General features: G+C 68.5%; 16 protein-coding genes and 3 pseudogenes. 7 read left to right on the forward strand and 12 right to left on the reverse strand.

Annotated elements, in window-relative coordinates; genetic code table 11:
- Positions 1-48: 48 nt before the first annotated feature.
- The 3 genes and pseudogenes from AB0I21_RS20225 to AB0I21_RS20235 form a co-directional block, all read right to left on the reverse strand.
- Positions 49-572: pseudogene (locus AB0I21_RS20225) on the reverse strand (YceI family protein).
- 126 nt (positions 573-698) lie between these two features.
- Positions 699-842, reverse strand: a complete 144-nt coding sequence (locus AB0I21_RS20230; protein ID WP_360563262.1) for a hypothetical protein — start codon at positions 840-842, stop codon at positions 699-701.
- Between the two features lie 46 nt (positions 843-888).
- A pseudogene (locus tag AB0I21_RS20235) lies at positions 889-1,050 on the reverse strand (MarR family transcriptional regulator); the annotation flags it as partial.
- 18 nt (positions 1,051-1,068) lie between these two features.
- Between AB0I21_RS20235 and AB0I21_RS20240 the strand changes: the two are divergent.
- Both AB0I21_RS20240 and AB0I21_RS20245 read left to right on the forward strand, forming a co-directional pair.
- Positions 1,069-1,191, forward strand: a complete 123-nt coding sequence (locus tag AB0I21_RS20240; protein WP_360563264.1) for a hypothetical protein — start codon at positions 1,069-1,071, stop codon at positions 1,189-1,191.
- Between the two features lie 328 nt (positions 1,192-1,519).
- Complete coding sequence (locus AB0I21_RS20245; RefSeq protein WP_360563105.1) at positions 1,520-1,999, forward strand: integrase core domain-containing protein; 480 nt, start codon at positions 1,520-1,522, stop codon at positions 1,997-1,999.
- 21 nt (positions 2,000-2,020) lie between these two features.
- Here AB0I21_RS20245 and AB0I21_RS20250 read toward each other — a convergent pair whose 3' ends face one another.
- Both AB0I21_RS20250 and AB0I21_RS20255 read right to left on the reverse strand, forming a co-directional pair.
- A complete protein-coding gene (locus tag AB0I21_RS20250) occupies positions 2,021-2,245 on the reverse strand; it encodes a hypothetical protein (protein ID WP_360563106.1) in 225 nt (74 codons plus the stop codon).
- A gap of 143 nt (positions 2,246-2,388) precedes the next feature.
- On the reverse strand, positions 2,389-8,001 hold the full coding sequence (locus AB0I21_RS20255) for a GH92 family glycosyl hydrolase (RefSeq protein WP_360563108.1): 5,613 nt from the start codon (positions 7,999-8,001) through the stop codon (positions 2,389-2,391).
- Positions 8,002-8,276: 275 nt separating this feature from the next.
- Between AB0I21_RS20255 and AB0I21_RS20260 the strand changes: the two are divergent.
- Positions 8,277-8,926 (forward strand): annotated as a pseudogene (locus AB0I21_RS20260) (LacI family DNA-binding transcriptional regulator).
- An 11-nt stretch (positions 8,927-8,937) separates the two neighbouring features.
- Here the strand turns inward: AB0I21_RS20260 and AB0I21_RS20265 are convergent.
- The 3 genes from AB0I21_RS20265 to AB0I21_RS20275 all read right to left on the reverse strand — a co-directional run bounded on the left by AB0I21_RS20265 (position 8,938) and on the right by AB0I21_RS20275 (position 12,410).
- Positions 8,938-10,491, reverse strand: coding sequence for a protein kinase (locus AB0I21_RS20265; RefSeq protein ID WP_360563110.1), 1,554 nt, complete (start codon positions 10,489-10,491; stop codon positions 8,938-8,940).
- Between the two features lie 179 nt (positions 10,492-10,670).
- On the reverse strand, positions 10,671-11,195 hold the full coding sequence (locus tag AB0I21_RS20270) for a DUF6221 family protein (RefSeq protein WP_360563112.1): 525 nt from the start codon (positions 11,193-11,195) through the stop codon (positions 10,671-10,673).
- Between the two features lie 114 nt (positions 11,196-11,309).
- Positions 11,310-12,410, reverse strand: a complete 1,101-nt coding sequence (locus AB0I21_RS20275; protein WP_360563114.1) for an IS110 family transposase — start codon at positions 12,408-12,410, stop codon at positions 11,310-11,312.
- A gap of 121 nt (positions 12,411-12,531) precedes the next feature.
- Between AB0I21_RS20275 and AB0I21_RS20280 the strand changes: the two genes are divergently transcribed.
- The 4 genes from AB0I21_RS20280 (at position 12,532) to AB0I21_RS20295 (ending at position 14,883) form a co-directional block, all read left to right on the forward strand.
- Entirely contained in the window at positions 12,532-12,804 is a 273-nt protein-coding gene (locus AB0I21_RS20280) for a hypothetical protein (RefSeq protein ID WP_360563116.1), read from the forward strand.
- A gap of 121 nt (positions 12,805-12,925) precedes the next feature.
- Entirely contained in the window at positions 12,926-13,384 is a 459-nt protein-coding gene (locus AB0I21_RS20285; RefSeq protein WP_360563118.1) for a hypothetical protein, read from the forward strand.
- A gap of 60 nt (positions 13,385-13,444) precedes the next feature.
- The gene (locus tag AB0I21_RS20290) at positions 13,445-14,134 is read left to right on the forward strand and encodes an IS6 family transposase (protein WP_360563255.1); all 690 of its coding nucleotides are present in this window, start codon (positions 13,445-13,447) and stop codon (positions 14,132-14,134) included.
- A gap of 605 nt (positions 14,135-14,739) precedes the next feature.
- Positions 14,740-14,883 (forward strand): hypothetical protein, encoded by a 144-nt coding sequence (locus tag AB0I21_RS20295; protein WP_360563120.1) that lies wholly within the window; start codon positions 14,740-14,742, stop codon positions 14,881-14,883.
- Between the two features lie 121 nt (positions 14,884-15,004).
- On the opposite strand, the gene AB0I21_RS20300 is transcribed toward AB0I21_RS20295, so the two are convergent.
- The 4 genes from AB0I21_RS20300 to AB0I21_RS20315 form a co-directional block, all read right to left on the reverse strand.
- Positions 15,005-15,727: an SDR family oxidoreductase gene (locus tag AB0I21_RS20300; RefSeq protein WP_360563122.1), complete on the reverse strand. Its 723-nt coding sequence runs from the start codon at positions 15,725-15,727 to the stop codon at positions 15,005-15,007.
- Between the two features lie 185 nt (positions 15,728-15,912).
- The gene (locus AB0I21_RS20305; RefSeq protein WP_360563123.1) at positions 15,913-17,079 is read right to left on the reverse strand and encodes an ATP-binding cassette domain-containing protein; all 1,167 of its coding nucleotides are present in this window, start codon (positions 17,077-17,079) and stop codon (positions 15,913-15,915) included.
- A gap of 2 nt (positions 17,080-17,081) precedes the next feature.
- Positions 17,082-17,915, reverse strand: a complete 834-nt coding sequence (locus AB0I21_RS20310) for a carbohydrate ABC transporter permease (protein WP_360563124.1) — start codon at positions 17,913-17,915, stop codon at positions 17,082-17,084.
- The gene (locus tag AB0I21_RS20315; protein ID WP_360563126.1) at positions 17,912-18,793 is read right to left on the reverse strand and encodes a sugar ABC transporter permease; all 882 of its coding nucleotides are present in this window, start codon (positions 18,791-18,793) and stop codon (positions 17,912-17,914) included. Before AB0I21_RS20315 ends, AB0I21_RS20310 begins: the two co-directional genes overlap by 4 nt.

Raw genomic sequence — 18,793 nt, forward strand, 5'->3', positions numbered from 1 at the left:
GCGGCCCGGTCTCGTCGAGCGGCAGACCGCGGCCGGGGTAGGCCCCTCTCAGGCGGGTACCGCGACGACGGCGAGGTGCAGGTCGAGGTGGCGTGCGGCCATGCCCTTCATCAGGGTGTCGCCGCGGGCGTAGCGGTCGACCCGCCCTTCCGCCTCGATGGCAAGACGCTGCTCGTCGGTGCCGATGGACAGGACAGTCAGCTCGACGGGCGCCGTCCTGCCCTTGGCGGTGAGCAGTCCACGGACGACCCAGCCGTCCCGCGTCGGGATCGTCGCGGTCGACTCGAACGTGAGGACCGGGTGCTTGCGAGCGTGCAGGAACATCCGCGATCTGACCTGCAGGTCCCGCATGCCATTGCCACTCGTGATGCTGTTGGCCGCAACTGCGCCGTCACGGAGGAGCGCTCGGACGGATCAGCGATGTGGATCTCGCCTCCGGCCACGGAGACGATGCCCGTCACCCGTCCGAGGCCGAAGAAGTGCCGGGTCGTGAACGAGACGGACGAATGGCTGGGCGTGATGCGGTAGGTGCCGACGGGCAGGAGCACGTCCTGGGATGGGGAGGCTGACACGGGATGTCCCGATTCTGTCGGTGGCGTGGCTCAATGTGCCGGCCGTGTGCTGCCAGTATCAATCAAATTAGTTGTGTCCGCAAGCAACTTACTAACCGCAACCAAGTGGTCTCATACGGGCTTTCGTCAGTCGTTTGCGGCGTTCTCGCGGAGCGCGACCAGGATCCGCGACAGCGCCGGCATCATCGCGCGCGTCTCGCTCGTTGCGATGTGGTCCAGCACCAGTGAACGCACGCGGGCCAGGTGCCCTGGATAGGCCGCGGCCAGCACGGGCCAGTCCTTCCGCACTGGCGGCGGCGAACAGACTGCGGCCGTCCTGCTCACACTTGCGACGTGTGACCCATAACCGGCGTACCAGGTTATCGACGACACGGCTCATCCGGCTGCGGGACAGTGCGGTCGCCTCGGCGAGCTCGCCCATCCGCAGCCCGCCGACCGGCGCTTCGGAGAGTGCGACCAGCACCGAGTACTCGGTCATGGCCACCTTGGCGTCTCGGTGGAACTGTTCGTCCAGGACGTGCGGGAGCCGCACGAGCAGTTCGACAAGGGACCGCCACAGGATCTCCTCGTCGCCGTCAAGGCCAGGGACCAGCGTCGTCACCTTGTCAGCCTACCGTGATAGTTGCGACCGGTCGCAACTATCTGGAGCGAGTCGGTCCATGTCATACGTGACGTTGCCGCGCTGCCGCTGCTCGACCGCTGGTCCCTCAGGCGACGCCGGGGACGGGCCATTCGATCTCGACGGTCCGCGCATCGACGTCGGCGCTCGACGCGAGTTCCACGGGCGCTGGAGCGCCTGGCGTTCCCCGGCAGTCCCCTCCAGGTCGCCGCACGAGTACGACCAGCTGAGCTGACCCGATCTGCGCGCTCAGGCGGCCGGGCTGCTGGCGGCCGACGTCTTCCACATCGACACCATCGCGTTGCGGCGGTTGTATGTGCTGTTCGTCATGGAGATCACGACCCGGCGGGTGCACATCCTCGGCGTCACCGCCCACCCGACCGCTGCCTGGACCACCCAGCAGACCCGCAACCTGGTGATAGACCTCGGCGAGCGTGTGACACGGTTCCGGTTTCTGATCCGCGACCGCGACGCGAAGTACACCGCGGCCTTCGACGCCGTGTTCGCCGCCGAAGGCATCGACGTGGTGAAGACTCCGCCGCGCACACCCCGGGCGAACGCGTTCGCGGAACGCTTCGTGCGCAGCATCCGGGCTGAGTGCACCGATCGGGTATTGATCTACAACGAACAGCATGCCCGTGCGGTGTTACGCGACTATGAGGACCACTTCGACCGGCACCGGCCACACCAGAGCCTGGATCAGCATCCACCCGACCACGAACCCGGCGTGGTCATCGCGATCGACAAGCCGGTCCGGCGACGCCGCGTCCTGGGCGGCGTGATCAACGAGTATCACCGGGCCGCTTGATCTACTAGGCAAATCCCCAGCTCACGCCTGAAACGCAGTTTTGGCACGGTACACGAAGGCAACCCGGCCGCCGTCGAAGACGAACGTCAGGTAGTCGGCATACGCGAGGAAGCCGATCCCGACGAGGACCTCGACCGCCCGGGCTCCGCCGCCCTGCCGGAAGCCGACGCCTCCGAGAACGATCATCAACAGTCCGCTGAGCGCGAGTACAACGACGTACGCGAGCAGAATCTCGGTGAGCAACACCGACGAGCCCCCTTGCCGGCAATCGGTGGTCGTTCACATTGCTCAGGCCGGGGTTGACCCGCTGCCCCTCACGGAAACAGCAACGCCGCTGGTGAGCGGGCCATGATGACGGCTCGCTCACCAGCGGCGTTGACTACCTCGGCTTAGTTCGGGCTGGTGACCGTGAAGGGCAGCTCAACCCGGGTCGCCGAATCAGCGCCCGCCAGCGTGATGCTGGTCGAACTCGGTACTGCCGCCCCCGGAACGCTGATGACCGCGCCGGAGATGACGCCGTCGCCGTTCGCGTGGACGGTCATGGCGAAGAGGCCGTCACCGAAGGTGACCGTGACTGCCTCGTTCCGGGCGAACCCGGAACCGTTGACCGTGATCGCCGTACCGCGCGGGCCTTCGGTGTCCGACAGGGTTACCTGGGGCTGGTACGCCGGCTGGGCCGACTGCCCGGTCACCTCGACGGTCGCCGTCGCCGGGGCCTGCGAGGATGCGCCCTCGGCGGTGACCGCGTACAGGCCGGGTTCCGCGTCACGCGGTGCTGCGATCGACGTGTGGACCGCGCCCGCCGCGGAGGCCTTGACCGTCACGTTGCCCGCGCCGCCGAGCTCGATGCTCACCTGTTCGCCGGCGGCGAACCCGGTGCCGTTGACGGTGACCGTTTCCCCGGCGCCGACGGACGGCGATGCCGAGATCGCCGGCTGCGCGCCGGCGCCCGCCACCGTCACGGTGAACGTCACGGTGCTGCTCGACAACGTGTCCCACACGGTGACGTGCACCGTGTACGTGCCGTTCTGCGCGTACGGGTGCTGTGCGCTGATCGCACCAGACGCGTTGACCGTGGCGTCCTGCGGAACCGTGCCGTCACCCCACTGGACGCTGGCGTGGTAGCCGGTCGAGTCGGTGACGCCACCGGTCACCGAACCGAGCGTGGCGTTGAGCGCCTGCCCGGCGGTGGCCGTCTGGTCCTTCGGTGCCGTGGTCGTCAGCGCCGCGGCTGGCGTGCCGTCGTTGGCGATGGCGAACACGTGGATCCGGCCCGCCGAGCCGGGGTCGCCCGTCTGCGCCGGCAGGGTCACCGAGACAAGCGTCTTGCCGGCCGGGATCTGGTACGGCGCGGTGGCGAACAGGAACGGCTGGGCGCCGTCCCGGCTCGTGCCGAGCAGTCGGTACGCGGTCTTGGCGACGACGATGTTGCCGTAGGACGGCGTGCCGTTGGGGTTGCCGCCCAGCGTCCAGTCGCTCATCTGGATCGGGATGCTGGCGGTGGTGCCGTCGCTGAACGTCGCCGTGCCGGTCGTACTCTGGTTGCCCTGCGTACCGGCGCCGATGAACGAGATGCTCTTGGCGTCGGACGGCAGGTTGAGCACGATCGTGTTGGCGTTGCCGGTCGCGTTGTCCAGCTGCCCGGCAGGGACCGCGGGCAGCGTGAAGTTCAGCGCCGTGCCGGGAACCCCGTGCTGCTGGCCCTGGGTGACGCCCGCCGCCGCGAGTGCGGCCCGGTCGTACGCCCAGTTCTTGGCGTCGCAGTTGGCGGCTCGGACACCCTCGTCGCCGATGCAGACGGTGTCGAACGCGGCGGTGAGGCTGGACTTCGGCGTGTAGGCCACGTCGACGCCGACCGTTGCCGTGCCCTGGCTGGTGCCGTCGGTCACCGTGACGGAGGCCTGGTAGTAGCCGGGCTTGGCGTAGGTGTGCGAACCGCTGACGTTGTACACGGCCCGCGAGCTCAGCGTCGTGGTGCCGGTGGTGGCCGGCGTGCCGTCACCCCAGTTGATCGTGGCCTGGTACCCGCTCCCGGTGCCCCCGGTGACGGAGGCCAGCGGCACGGACACCGCGGCTTCGGACAGCGCGTGCACGGTGCCCACGGTGGTGACCGTGATGGCGCCGCCACCGAGCTGGACGTCGCCGCCGGCCAGCAGTTCGATCTCGGCGAGGTTCGCCTGCGCGGCGCCGGTGGTCTTCGTGACGACCAGGCGGAACTGCGCGAACTGCCCCGGGTTGCTGATCCGGAACGGCCGAGTCTGGTTGCGCCACGGGAACGTCTGGCCACTGCGGGAGTCGACGGTGGTCCAGGTGATCCCGTCGGTGGAGCCCTGCAGCTGCCAGTCCGTCAGGTCGCCCGCTTTCGCACCTGAGGTGAGGGTGTAGTACGTCGGCGTCTGCATGCCGCCGCGGTACGCCCAGTTGATCTGCGGCGTGCCGGAGGTGAACGTCATCTGCGTGGTCGACGAGTCGTCGAACAGCTTCGACGCGTCCTGCCCGCCGGTCGCGGTCGCGGTGCCGAGACCGGGGCCGGTGGTGTCCTGCAGCGGCTTGGGCGTCGCGTTGCCGTTGGTCAGCGACGGCGGTGCTTCGTTGTTGCTGGTGCCCCACGACGACGGGTTCGGCCCCATCTGGAAGTCGATGGTGCCGCCGTTGGCGAGCACGGACGAGTCGATGGAGGTGACCTTCTGCTTCTTGCCGTTGACGTTCACGCTCTGCACGTAGACGTTCTTCGTGCTGTTGTTCGCCGCGTTGACGACGATGTCGCCGCTCTTGCGGTGGACGGTCATCTGGCTGAACTGCGGCGAGCCGATGGCCCAGTTGGACGAGCCGGCCTGCAGCGGGTAAAAGCCCAGCGAGCTGAGGATGTACCACGACGACATCTCGCCGTTGTCCTCGTCACCCAGGTAGCCCTGGCCGATCTCGCTGCCGACGTAGAGGCGCTGCAGGAGTTCCCGCACGATCGCCTGCGTCTTCTGCGGCGCGCCGACGAAGTCGTACATGTACGGGATGTGGTGCGACGGCTGGTTGCTCATGCCGAGCTGGCCCATGCGTACCGCACGCGCCTCCAGCATCTCGTGGATCGTGCCGCCGTACCCACCGGGGTGGTCGGCCTTCTCCGGCGTGGCGAAGAACTCGTCGAGCTTCTGCTCCAGCGCCTTCCGCCCGCCGTAAAGGTTGGCCAGCCCCTGGCCGTCCTGCTGCGCGGTGAACGCGAAGTTCCAGCCGTCGGTCTCGGTGTAGACGCCACCCCAGTCCAGCGGGTTGCCGTTGAGGAACTTGCCGGAGGCGTCGCGTCCCTGGAAGAACTTCGTGTTCGGGTCGAACAGGTTGACGTAGTTGCGGGCCCGCTGCAGGAAGTACTGCGACTCCTCCTTGAGCCGGTCGCGCTCCTCCTTCGGCGTGGCTGGGTCCTTGGCCAGGGCGGCGGCCATGTTGCCGATGCCGTAGTCGTTGATGAAGCCTTCCAGCGCCCACGACACCGACTCGCCCGTCGAGGTCGGCGTGTAGCCGAGGAACAGCGACGTTTCGATGCCCTTGCGGCCGACCCCGCTGCGCCCGGACGCGACCGTCGCGTCCTTGACCGCCGCGTTGTACGCGCTGATCGCGTCGGGCAACGCGACGCCGTTGAGGTACGTCTCGGCGAGCGCGACGTCCGCGCTGGTACCGGTCATCAGGTCGGCATAGCCGGGCGACGACCAGCGGGCGATCCACCCGCCGTCGCGGTACTGCTGGACGAACCCGTCGGCGATCTTGGCCGCGATGTCCGGGTACAGCAGCGTGTACGCGGGCCAGACGGTGCGGTAGGTGTCCCAGAACCCGTTGTTGACGTAGATCTGCCCGTCGACGATCTTCGCGCCGGTCGTGGTGGCGGTCGACGTGCCGGTCGCCGCCGAGACCGGGCTCGCGTACTGCCAGTGCGGCGCGTCCGCGGTGCCGGTGTTCTCCGACTGCGAGTTCGGGTACAGGTTCAGGCGGTACAGGTTCGAATAGAGCGAGACCAGCTGCGTCTCGGTCGCGCCGCGGACCTCGATCCGGCCGAGCCGGTCCGTCCAGGCCGCGGTCGCGGCGGCGTGGATCTCGTCGAAGCTTCGGCCGGTGACCTCCATGTCGAGGTTCTTGCGGGCCTGGTCGACGGAGATGAACGACGTCGCGATGCGCAGCGTCACCTGCTGGTTCGCCGAGGTGTCGAACGTGGCGGACGTGGCCGCGCGCGCCGTCGGCGCCCGGTCGAACGTCCCGGACACGAACATCCGGCTGCGACCGACCGACAGGCCGCTGCCGTTGTCGACCCAGCCGGTGAAGGTGCCGTCCGTGCCGATGGTGAACGTGCCGTTGTAGAAGACGAGGCTTCCGGTGGCCTGCCCCGAGGGGAAGGTGAACTGCATGATGCCGCCGTGGTCGGTGGGCGACATCTGCGCGATCAGGCCGTTGGTCGTCTTGACCCGGTAGTAGTCCGGCCGCGCGGTCTCGTCGTTGTGGCTGAAGGCGAGTGCCCGGCTGCTCGGCGTCCCGGTGAGGGATCCGCCGGCCGACACCGGCATGACCGACATCTGGTTGCGGTCGCCCATCCACGGGCTGGGCTCGTGCGAGATCGCGAGTCCCTGCAGCGTGGGCAGGTTGGCCGAGTTGTTGGCCGACTGGTACTCGTACTCCCACGAGTTGGAGGTGGCGTTGGTGACCGGCGTGAAGAAGTTGAAGCCGTTCGGCACCGCCGAGATCGGCAGGTTGTTGCCGCGCGAGAACGAGCCCGACGCGTTGGTCCCCCGCCGGGTGTCGACGTAGTTGGTCAGGCTGGAGCCGTCGGTCGGCGCTGGCGTGCCCGCCACGGTGACGTCGTCGATCCAGCCCTGGAACCGGGTTGCGGCGGTGGCCTGGGGATCGTCGTAGGCGAGCAGGATGCGGTCGATCGTCCTGCCGCTGGCGACCGCCCCGATGTCGGACTGCACCGCGTTCCACTGGTTGGCGTAGAGCACCTTCGAAGCGCCCTGCCCGGCGGCGGTGAGTGCGTACCCGTGCTGGTCGATCGCCGAGAGCCCGCTGAGGTAGCTGCCGTCGGTGAAGTGCAGGTCGACGGTGGCGTAGGTGGACGGGTACTGGGCGTCCTGCGCGGTGTACTCGGGGAAGATCTTGTAGGACAGCCGGGTCTTCGGTCCGACCGGGATGTTCACGTCGAAGAGCTTGTTGGTCGCGTACGAGCGGGCGTCGGCCTCGGCGCCGCCGGCGTACCGCAGCGACGCCAGCCCGGTGAACCCGGCGCTCGGCTTCATGTTGTAGCCGCTGGCCGGGCCGGTGCCCACGACGCTGACCATCGGGGTGGCCGGCGGCCGGACGTTGGAGCCGTCGCTGATGTCCCAGTCGGCGAGCTGGACCAGCGAGTCACCGGAGTTGGCGGTGATGTTCAGCCGGTAGTAGCCGTAGGGGGTCGTGTTGGTGAAGCTGTAGGTGTTGGTGGCGAACCGCCCGCTGAAGGACTGGCCCGTGCGTCGGTCGAGGTCGAACCACTGGTTGCCGTCGTTCGACCCCTGCACCGTGAAGTCCTTGGGGTCGCGGCTCGCCGCGTCGTTTGCGGAGGTCAGCGAGTACTTCACGACCGTCGCGGGCTGGGAGAGCCGGTAGGCGACCCAGCCGGTCGGGTTGAAGGCCAGCCACTTGGTCGACGGATTGGCGTCGGCGAGCTTCACCGCGGTTTCGTTTGGCGGGTTCTCGGCACTTGCGGTCACCGCGCTGACCTGGCTGAGCAGGCTGCCGGGCAGTCCGGTGGGGCTCGATCCGCTCAGATTTTCCTGGACCGGTTTGCCGCTTGCGTTGAGCTCGACGGCGCTCGCCGCGGGTCGTGGGTCGTTCGACTCGAATGAGGAGCTGAAATCGCCGGGCGGTGCTGCGGCACTTGCCGTGGTCGCGGCGACGAGCAGCCCAACCGGCAGAAGCAGTGCGGCGGCCCCAGCTAGCCGCCGGCGAGATAAGAGGAAAGCGACGGGGTCGCCGTCGGGCACCTTCATGCGGGACTCCAGGGGTGATCGCGGGCGCATGGGGCACGCCCGGAATCGCCAGCCTTTCGCCGGGTGACAACGTTGTCAAGATACATCCATGTAACCATCTCGAAATGGCAGTGGCTGCCGCAGCTCATCGCCATGGCATCGGGGCAAAACGGCCGGGCGGAAGCGGCAAATTGGACAGAATGCCCCAACTACCTTGGCAACGTTGTCAAGGGCTACCGGTGCGCCGGTATCGTCTGTCGCGCGACGAGCGACCTGGGCCGCACGAGGCGGCCACGATGGCGGACGTGGCCGCCCGGGCCGGAGTGAGCCTGAAGACCGTGTCGCGGGTGGTGAACGACGCGCCGCACGTCCAGCCCGAGCTGGCCGAGCGGGTGCTCGCCGCCGTGGCCGAGCTCGGCTTCCGCCGCAACCATCTGGCCAGCTCGCTGCGCTCCGGGCAGGCGACCGCCACAATCGGGCTGCTCATCGAGGAGATCGCCAATCCGTTCTACGCGACGATCACGGGAGCGGCCGCCGAGGTCGCTCGGCAACGCGACACGATGCTCATCATCGCCAGTTCCGAGGAGGATCCGGCGCGCGAGCAGCAACTGCTGCGGGACATGTGCGCCCGCCGGGTCGACGGGCTGCTCGTGGTCCCGGCCGGCCACGACCACTCCTTCCTGTGCGCCGAGGTCGAGCTCGGAACCCCCTCGGCGTGATCGAGGAACTCCACCGGCGCAGCAGCGAGGCCGCGCTGCTCGCCTTCGACGACTTCGACCTGGCCAGCCTGGTGCCGTACCCGCTGACAGTGATCGCCTACGACATCCGCGAGCTGGCCCGGGCCGCCGCCGAGCTGCTGTTCCGCCGGATCGATGGAGACCAGTCCTGGCCGCGTACGGTGGTGCTCCCCACCGAGCTGGTGGCCCGCGGCATTTCGGCACGCTGATCATTCACGACTCAGCCCACCTCAGCAGCGACCGCGTCGAGTTGGCTGTTGAGCGCGGTGTAGGCGGAGTCAGTCAGCTTGCCTTCTCTGTACAGGCCGGCCAGCTTGTCCCGCAGCGCCTTGAGTTTCTTGGCCTCGTCGTCAGGTCTGGTGTTGGCTATGGACTTGGCCAGGTCATCGATCATGTGGTTCAGCGCCCCGGCAGCGTCCGCCTTGAGATATCCGGCGTCGACCTGCTCCTGAATGATCTGGTGCATAGCGACGATCGGATCCATCGGCGGCGGTGGCGCGGATTCCGTCGGTGACGGCTGGGTCTGCGCACGGGCCGTGGTCGGCGCCGCACTCGTGAGGGCCACGCTCGGTGAGGTGTTGACCGCCGCCGGGGAGTCGGTTGCGAGCAGCCGCTGTACCCCGCGATGTGATCCTGACCGGTTCGTCAGCGGCATGGTGGCGATGAGTGCCGTCAGGGTGACCGTTGCCGCGGCGACTGCGGCGGCCACCCACAGCAGCCACCGCCTCGACCTTGGCGCCAGCGGCGGCGTTCGCTCCTCCGCAGACCTTACGCTGCGCGGCGGTGCGGCCGCCAAGTCCGCCGCCGAAGAGACAGCGTATCGAGGGAGGGCGCCCGATGCGCCGTGCGCCGTCCGATCCGCTGCCGCGACCATGCGTTTCCGGACGGTGGTGGCATCCGGCGGGCGTTCGTCCGGTGTTTTGGCGAGCAGGTCGGCCACCAGAGCTTCCACGCTGGCCGGCACGTCAGGGCGACGAACCCGAAGCGGTTCCGGTGTCGTCGTAACGTGCTGTTGAACGACGCTCAACGGAGAGCCGGTCGAGAACGGTGGATGGCCGATGAGCATCGCGTACATGCTGCAGCCCAGACCGTACAGGTCGGTCCTGGCGTCGACCGGCTCGCCGTTGATCTGTTCGGGCGCCATGTACTTGGGACTGCCCATGGCGATGGCCGACCCGGTCAGGTCGGCGTATTCGGTGGCGTTGAGCATTCGGGCCACACCGAAGTCGCAGATCTTCACCACGCCGGTGGCGGTCACGATGAGATTGGTCGGCTTGATGTCGCGGTGAACGATCTTGGCTGCGTGTGCGGCTGTGAGCCCGTCGCAGATCTGCGAGGAGATCGCGAGGACGTCGGCGATCGACAGCGGGCCCTCGGCCAGCAGGTCCGCCACTGTCGGGCCGTCGACCAGTTCCATGACCAGGTACGGTTCGCCGTCCTGGGCGCCGAAGTCGTACACCGGGACGACGTTGGGGTGCGACAGCCGGGCCACCGCGCGCGCCTCGCGGCCGAAGCGTTCCATAGCCTTGGGTAGGCCCAGCCCCTCACCGGACAGCACCTTGACGGCGATCGGCCGGTCCAGTCGCAGGTCGTGGCCGCGCCAGACGGTGCCCATGCCTCCGCGGCCCAGTACCCGTTCGACCCGGTAGCGACCGCCGAGGAGCCGTTGCGCCACGACGACCGAGTCACCATACGGACTGTCCGCGCTGCTGCGGATCATCGCTGCCTGCGGATGACGAAGGTGCGGCGCATCGGTCGGTCGCCCGTACGACATCCACCCTCCCGAACTTCGGCTACTGGGGGTTCTCCAAGTCGTTACAGGGGGTCAGCGTGCCGACCCGAGCCGTTTCCTGTTGCCGCCGAACATAACTTCGATTTACGGCCGAGCACCATCACCTGCTATGGGTGAGTGGGAGGGTGAACTTGCATTTCACCCCACGCAACGGTCCCGGCTCATACCGCCCATTCGGGGAAGTCGGGATGGTCGGACCAGACCGATGCGTCGTTGCGGAGTTCCCGGCACGGCGTGGGCTCTTCACAGGTTCGGCACCAGTTCGGCTCGCGCGGCTCGTCGTCCTGAACCGGAACCTCGATCGTCTTGCCGTCATCGCGCCGGTACACCTCTACGTGTCTGCCGTACTCAGTTTGACCGCTGGCATAGCCCGGCTTGTGCCGCTCGAGCCGCCGCCGCTTGGCCTCCACCTCGCGGATCACCCGGGCGGGATCGTGACGGGCGATGTGGATGTGCTGGTTGCGACTGCCTGGCACGACCGCGACCGGCTCACCGACCTCGTCGTACGCCTGTGAAAGGTCCGTGAAACCGGTGCGGTCGAACGCTCGGATCTCTCGCCAGCCGCCGGGCTGGTCCGGTTTGACGCGCCACACCTGCGCTGCATAGCCGCCCGCCGAGATGATGCTGACGATCGACTCGTCCTCGGCGAGCCGTGCCTCGATGAACGCCACCAGGTCGTTGGTCATACCCTCGATTCTCCTCAGGCGGCGCCGTCTGCGATGGTGTTCTGGTCAGGCGGGTCCAGCCAAGCAGTTTTCGCTGCCCACTGAACTGGTTTGGGTCCGATGCCCCTATGTTTGTCAAGCGGTTCGTGGGGTTTGGCCTGCCGGGTTGAGCTGTTGGATCAGGTGGTAGACCTCGCGGGCGATGTAGCGCTTGATACAGCGGATGGCTTCTCGGCGGGTGTGGCCTTGGGCGGTGCGTCGGTCGAGGTAGTTGCGGGTGCGTTGGTCGGTGCGGGCTCTGGTGAGCGCGATGCGGTAGAGGGCGGCGTTGGCGCGGCGATCGCCGCCGCGGTTGAGCCGTCGTCGGCGGGTCTTGCCGGAGGAGGCTTCGACGGGGCTGACGCCGCAGAGCGCGGCGTAGGAGGCTTCGGTGTGCATCCGTTCGGGGTTGTCGCCGGCTGCGACGAGGAGCGCGGAGGCGCTGTCGGGGCCGATCCCGTTGCGTTGTAACAGGTGCGGGGCGTGGCTCTGCAGCACTGCGGTGATCTGCTGTTGGAGTTCGCGTTCCTCGGTGGTGAGGGTTTGGATGCGTCGGGCGAGGCGGCGCAGCGTGTATCGGGTGGCGGTGGCAACGTCGGTGGGGGTGGTGTCTGGTAGGTCGGCGCAATGGCGGATCAGGGCGGCGTTGGTGCAGCCGGCGAGCTGGTCGCGCAGGGCCGGGTCAGCGCTGACGATGACAGCCTTGAGTTGGTTGATGGTCTGTGTGCGGGACTTCACCGCGGAAGCTCGGGCGAGGCGGAGCAGGCGCAGGATTTCGACTGGTCCGTCGGCGGTCTTGGCGGTGGTCGTGGCACGTTGGGACAGCACGGCATGCGCGGCGGCGACCGCGTCGATGGTGTCGGTCTTGCCGTGGCGGCGGCGGGCGGCGCGGTCGGGGCGGTTGACCTCGATCACGGCGATCTGGTGGCGCCGTAGGAACCAGGTCAGGGCGGCGCCGTAGGAGCCGGTGCCTTCCACCCCGGCGCGGTCCAGGATGCCGAAGGTCCGGGCCCAGGCCAGCAGCCGGCGGTAGCCCGTGGCGGTGGTCGGGAAGGTCGCGTCGCCGAGTTGGACGCCGAGCGTGGTGATGACCGCGGCGACGTGGACATCTTTGTGCGTGTCGACGCCGAGAATCGCCTGGTTCGGGTCGGGGCCGGGCTGAGCGGTGGGGTGCCCGGCTGGGCGTGCATGGGACATCCTGGACATTGCGCCTGCCGATAATGCCATCCATGCAGGTGGCGGATCCTGTCTGCCTCCTCCTGGTCAACGGGTCGCCCGGCGGTCAAGACCGGAGCGGGACGCGGCAGGATGATCTCTCGTGCTGCTGCGCCTGGCTTACCTAACTGTCACGAACGCGTTCGCCGCGTTGCGTCTGCTGCCGGTGGGGGATCGCGACAAAGACGTGGAGATCCTGGCGTTGCGGTATCAGATCACCGTCCTGGAGCGGCAACTCGGCACTGACCGGGTGAAGTTCGCGGCCGAGGACCGGGCGTTCCTCGCCGCTCTTCTCGCTCCCCTCCCCGCCAGGTATTGCACAGGCTACGGCTGCTGGTGCGACCGGACACCGTCTTGCGCTGGCACCGCGACCTGATGCATCAGCGTCACGCGCGCACCTGCCGACCCAAGCGGCCCGGACGCCCGCCCACCGTCCGCTCCATACGCGCCCTCGTTCTTCGCCTGGTCAGGGAGAACCCGAACGGGGGTACCAGCGGGTGCACGGCGAGCTCACCACCCTCGGTATCAAGGTCGCCCCCTCCACCGTCTGGGAGATCCTCAAGACCGAGGGCATCGACCCCGCGCCCCAGCGAAGCGTCACGACCTGGGCCGACTTCCTGCGCTCCCAAGCCGAAACGCTGCTCGCCTGCGACTTCATCGAGACCGTCACCCGGACCGGACAGCGCCAGTACATCCTCGCCGTCATCGAGCACGCCAACCGCCGCATCCGCATCCTCGGCACCACCGCACATCCGACCGCGGGCTGGGTTGCGCAGGCCATCAAGAACCTCGTGATGGACCTCGAAGACGCGGGCCGCCGGGCGCGCCACCTGATCAGGGACCGGGACGGGAAGCTCCCCGCCCTCATCGACGAGGTCCTCGCCGACGCCGGCATCCAGACCGTCCTCTGCGGCGTTCGGGTCCCGAGAATGAACGCGATGGCTCTGTTGCGTTGACGGTGGGCATGATCGAGGCAGGCTTGAGCGATGAAGGTCGCTACCCACCAACGCCCGATGATGCCGCCGGGGTCAGCGTTCGCCGGGTTCCGATTTCCGCCCGAGGTGATCGTGGTCGCGGTCCGCTGGTATCTGCGGTTCGGCCTGTCCTACCGTGACGTTGAGCAGCTGCTGCTCGAGCGCGGTGTCGAGGTCGACCACGTGACGGTGTTCCGGTGGGTGCAGCGGTTCACACCGCTGCTGGCCGACGCCGCCAGGTTCTGCCGGCATTCACCAGGCGACAGGTGGTTCGTCGACGAGACGTACATCAAGGTCAACGGCGTATGGCGGCACGTGTACCGGGCCGTCGACCAGTACGGCCAGGTCATCGACGTGCTCGTCTCAGCCCGCCGCGACGCTGCCGCGGCCCGCCGGTTCTTCCGCCGAGCGTTGGCCACGTTGAAGGTGACACCGAGCGAGGTGGTCACCGACGCGGCACCGGTGTACCCGGCCGTGCTCGATGAGCTGGTCCCGTCGGCGTGGCACCACGTTGAACGCTATGCCAACAACCCGATCGAGGCCGATCACGGCCAGCTCAAGCACCGGCTCAGACCAATGCGCGGCATGCGCACCGACCGCACCGCACGGACGATCATCGCAGGACACGCGTTCATGCAGAACCTTCGCCGCGGCCACTACGAACTCGGGCTCGACGCCCCACCCGGACTGCGCATCGCCGCGGCGTTCCGCGAGCTCGCCACCGCAATCTAAGCTCGGCGTACCTGAAGCTCAACGCGCCTTCCAATCGGCGAACGCAACAGCACCCACGAACCGAATGTGGGTCAGCACGTCAGGCAGGCTGTCCGCGCATGCCAGCGCCCCCGAACTGGCCGATCTCATTACCGAACTTGGCATGCAGGCAGCCGACAACCTCGTGATCGATCACATCCGGACCGAACCGGGCCCACTACACGCAGCCGTCCAGCGCGACCCGGGACGAATACATGCGGGGTTCGAATACAAGTACTCCGCCAGTTGAATGGCCAGGCTGCTATAGGTACTCACCGCGCCGTCCGCCGACAACCGCACCCATGCCCGGGTCCGCAGCATCGGCGAACGCGCCATCGACCTGGGTTGGGTAGGAAGCAGCACGGAGCCGAATCCAGCGAATCCCGACAGGTTCCGCCGGGGCGAGTCGATGCTCGTCCACTGCACGGCGGGCTTCGAGATTGACCGATTAAGTCAGCGGTATTGGGTCTAGCTGGACGCTGCGGACACAAGGTCCACGGCGACGTCGCTGGGGTCCGGGCGCCGGTGCCGAGGCAGGCCCAGGAGCGGCGGCTGCCGTGACGCACCGGCACCGGCCTGGGGCCACCTTGAACGCAGGCGGCCAGCAGGCGGCCGACGCCATCGGCGACCGGGTACGCAACTGGGCCGATTCGGACGTCGGCCAGACCGGCGCCGGCCGGGTGCGTTTCGCCGCCTCCTGGGCCGGGTCCTGGGCGGCCGCCTCGGCCTGACCTTCACCAGCGGTACGGGCGCCGCGGCGTGCGGATGCAGCTTGCCGGCGGGTCGTAGAAGGCCAGCGCCGGTAGCGCACGGGGAGACCTCGCCCGTCCCATGGGCGAGCGTCTTTGTGGCTCAACGTCCCAACACCGTTCCTCCGTTGACTCCCACCAGTTGCCCGGTGATGAACGATGCCTCGGGCGAGGCCAGGAAGCCCACGACGGACGCCACGTCCTCGGGTGTACCGGCGCGTCCGACCAGGGTGCGGTCGACCCTGGCCTGGTGGAACTGCGGGGTCATCCGTTCGCCGAAGAACTCGGTGTCCGACACGTACCCGGGTAACACCAGGTTGGCGGTGGCCCCGGCGGGCCCCAGTTCCGCGGCGAGCCAGAAGATCCACGCGTGCAAAGCCGCCTTTGCCGCACCGTACGAGCCGCTGTAGCCGCTGCCGAGTTGGGCGCCGATCGAGCCGATGCCGATCACCCGGCCCTGCTCGGCCAGCTTTGGCCGCAGCGCGGCCACCAGCAGCACGGCGGTCAGCACGTTCTGGTCGAAGTCGGCACGCCACTCTCGGGCGATTGCGTCCAGTTCGGACGGCACCGCCGCGCCCGTGCCCCCGGCACCTGCCACAACCACGTGCACCCGGTCCACCGCGCGGGCCACCTGCGCGGCACCGTCCGCCGTGCTCAGGTCGGCGGCGACCCAGGTCGCCGTGGGGCCAAGCGTCTCCGCCGCGGCGCGGAGCGTCGGTTCGCGCCGGCCCACCAGCACCACCCGGTCGCCGCTCCCGACGAACGTCGCGGCGACCGCCCGGCCGATGCCGGTGCCGCCGCCTGCCACCACCACAGTACGGCTCATCGAGCCCTCCCGAGGAGACCCCCGGCTTTCGCCGCGGAGAGGAATTGGGACACCCCGCGCAGCGGGGCAGGTTCGTGTCGCCTGTCAGGGTCGAGGCGTGGGAAGGAGCACCTCGTCGTCGGCCGGAGCCGGAACGTCGAGATCGGTGACGACGAGTTCGAGCGGCCCGGCGTAGCGCGGTGCCTTCATGCGACACGCACATCCTTCCGCGCGCCGATGCGCGCACCGCTGTGGCTGTCGAACCAGCAGGCGCCGCTCAGGTCGAGCAGCACCCGGCATTCGTCGTCGACGACGAGGCCGGCGTCACCCGGTACCTTCGCGTAGTGCAGGTCGCGCACAGCGGCCGCGCCGAACACCTCGCTGTTGGCGGCCAGCCCGAGCCGGAAACCGACCACGGTCTCGGCGCCCAGCCGTTCCACCACCGCCACCCGGGCCGGCAGGCCCGGGCCCGTCGCGGCGACCCGCACCTTCTCCGCCCGCACGCCCAGCAGGGCCGTCCCGTCGGGTACCCCGCCGGCGGGCAGGGTCGTTCCGCCGTCGATCGTGGCCTGTCCGCCCTGGACCGTGACCGGCAAGAGGTTCATCGCCGGCGAACCGATGAACCGGGCCACGAAGGTGTTCGCCGGCTCGTCGTAGATCTCCTGCGGGGTCCCGCTCTGCTGCACGACGCCGTCGTTGAGCAGGATGATGCGGGTGCCCATGGTCATCGCCTCGACCTGGTCGTGCGTCACATAGACGAAGCTCGCTCCCACTCGCCGGTGCAGCGCCGTGATCTCGGTGCGCATCTGTGCCCGCAGTTTGGCGTCCAGGTTGGACAGCGGCTCGTCCAGCAAGTAGATCGAGGGCTCCCGAACCAGAGCCCGGGCCAGTGCGACCCGCTGCCGCTGCCCGCCGGACAGCGTGCGCGGCCGGCGGTCGAGGTAGGGCGTGAGCTCCATGGTCGCGGCGATGTGCTCGATTCTCGTGGTGATCGCGGGGTCGCGCATCGCCCGCCAGCGCGCCACCATGCCGACGACCGGGATGTGCTGCCACCAGCGGAAGCGGCTCATCAACAGCGGGAAGGCGATGTTGGCCCGCACCGTCTTGTGTGGGTAAAGCGCGTAGGACTGGAAGACGAACGCGACGTCGCGCTGCTTGGGTTCCAGGTCGTTGACCCGTTGGCCGTCGAAGAGCAGATCACCGCCGGTGATGTCGATGAGCCCGGCGATCATGCGCAGCATGGTGGACTTTCCACACCCGGACGGGCCGAGCAGCACCAGGAACTCCCGGTCCGGGATCTCCGTGGAGAACTCGTGGATGACCGGCGTGTCGCCGTAGGACTTCCGGATGCCCCGGAACGCGATGGCTGGCATACCTACCCCTTCACCGAACCGGAGGTGAGACCACTCACGATCCGGCGCTGGACCAGTAGGAAGAAGACGATGGCGGGAACGGTGAACACCAGCGCGGCCGAGAACACCGTCGACAACGGGGTGATGAACTCGCCGATGAACGACGACAGGCCCTTGCTGGCCGGCCATTTCGCCGAGTCGCGGATGAACGTCGAGGCGAACAGGTACTCGTTCCAGCCGTCGAAGAACGTGATGACGGCGGCCGCGGCCACCGACGGTGCCACCAGCGGCAGCGTGACCTGGGAGAAGATGACGAACCGGGGCGCGCCGTCGACCCGGGCCGCCTCCTCGATCTCGTAGGGGACGCCGTCCACGGCCGACTTGATGATCCACGCGGCGACCGGCATGGCGAAGGCCGTGTTGGCCAGCACCAGACCGAACAGCCCGTTGATCAGGCCCAGCGACACGAACAGCGTGTAGAGCGGCACGATCAACAGCGCCTCGGGCAGCATCTGCGTGGCGAACAGCGCGAAGCCGATGAGACCTCGGCCGTGGAAGCGGCGGTACCGCGACAGCCCGTAACCGGCCAGCACGGCGAGCGCCAGGCTGAAGAACGTCGTGCCGGACGCCACGATCGCGCTGTTCGTGAGCCAGCGCAGCAGCGGTACCCCGCTGTCGAAGACGTCGAAGATGGCGGCGATCCGGTCGACCCGCGGCCACAGGCTCTGCCCGTTGAACAGTTCCTCGCGGGTGGCGAGGGCGGTGTTGAGCATCCAGTACACCGGGAAGCCGGCGACGACGATCAGCACGACGACCGCGAGCCATCGCCCGGGACCCGCTCCGGTCAGCCGCTTCACTGTGCCTCCCGCCGCGCCGAGCGCCGCTCGACGACGAAGTAGACGACGGTGACGACGAGGGACAGGCACAGACCGAGCATCCCCAGCGCGGACGCTCGGCCGAGGTCGGAGTTGGCGAACGCCTCCCGGTAGACGTTGATGACGAGCGTGTTGGTGGCGTCGACCGGTCCGCCGCCGGTGAGCAGGTAGATGATCTCGAACCGGCGCAGCGACCAGATCGTCATGAGCAGCGCGAGGATGCGCAGGGTCGGCGCGATGTGCGGCAGAACGATCTCCTTGACCGCGGTGAACCGGTCAGCGCCGTCGACCCGGGCCGATTCACGCACCTCGGCGGGCACCGACTGCAGGGCGGCGAGGACGACGAGCATGATGAACGGGAACACCTTCCAGACGCTGACCGCGGTCACGGACAGCAGGCCGAGGTCGGGGTCGATGAGCCAGCCCTGCTCACCGATGCCGAGGACGGCGAGGCCGCGGTTGGCGACCCCGTCTCCGACGTTGAAGATCCAGGTGAAGACGAGCACGACGGCGATCGACGGCACCGCCCACGGCATCGTGAGGATGGCCCGCACGACAGCCCGGCCGCGGAATCCGTCGTTGATCGCGAACGCGGCGACCGTGCCGAGCAGCAGCGACCCGGCGACCGTGCAGGCGGTGTAGAGGATCGTGGTGAGCACCGACGACGCGAACCGGTCGTCGACGAGGAGGTCGCGGTAGTTGTCCAGGCCGACGTACTCGCCGCCGTCGGGGTTGAGCAGCTTGGTGTCGGTAAAGCTGAGCAGCACCCCGCGCAGCAGCGGGGTGGCGGTGAACACCAGCAGATAGACTGCCGCGCCGCCGACGAACAGATACGGCGCGAGCCGCGATCGGGTGCTCAT

The sequence above is a fragment of the Dactylosporangium sp. NPDC050588 genome, assembly GCF_040654975.1.
GTDB lineage: Bacteria > Actinomycetota > Actinomycetes > Mycobacteriales > Micromonosporaceae > Dactylosporangium > Dactylosporangium maewongense.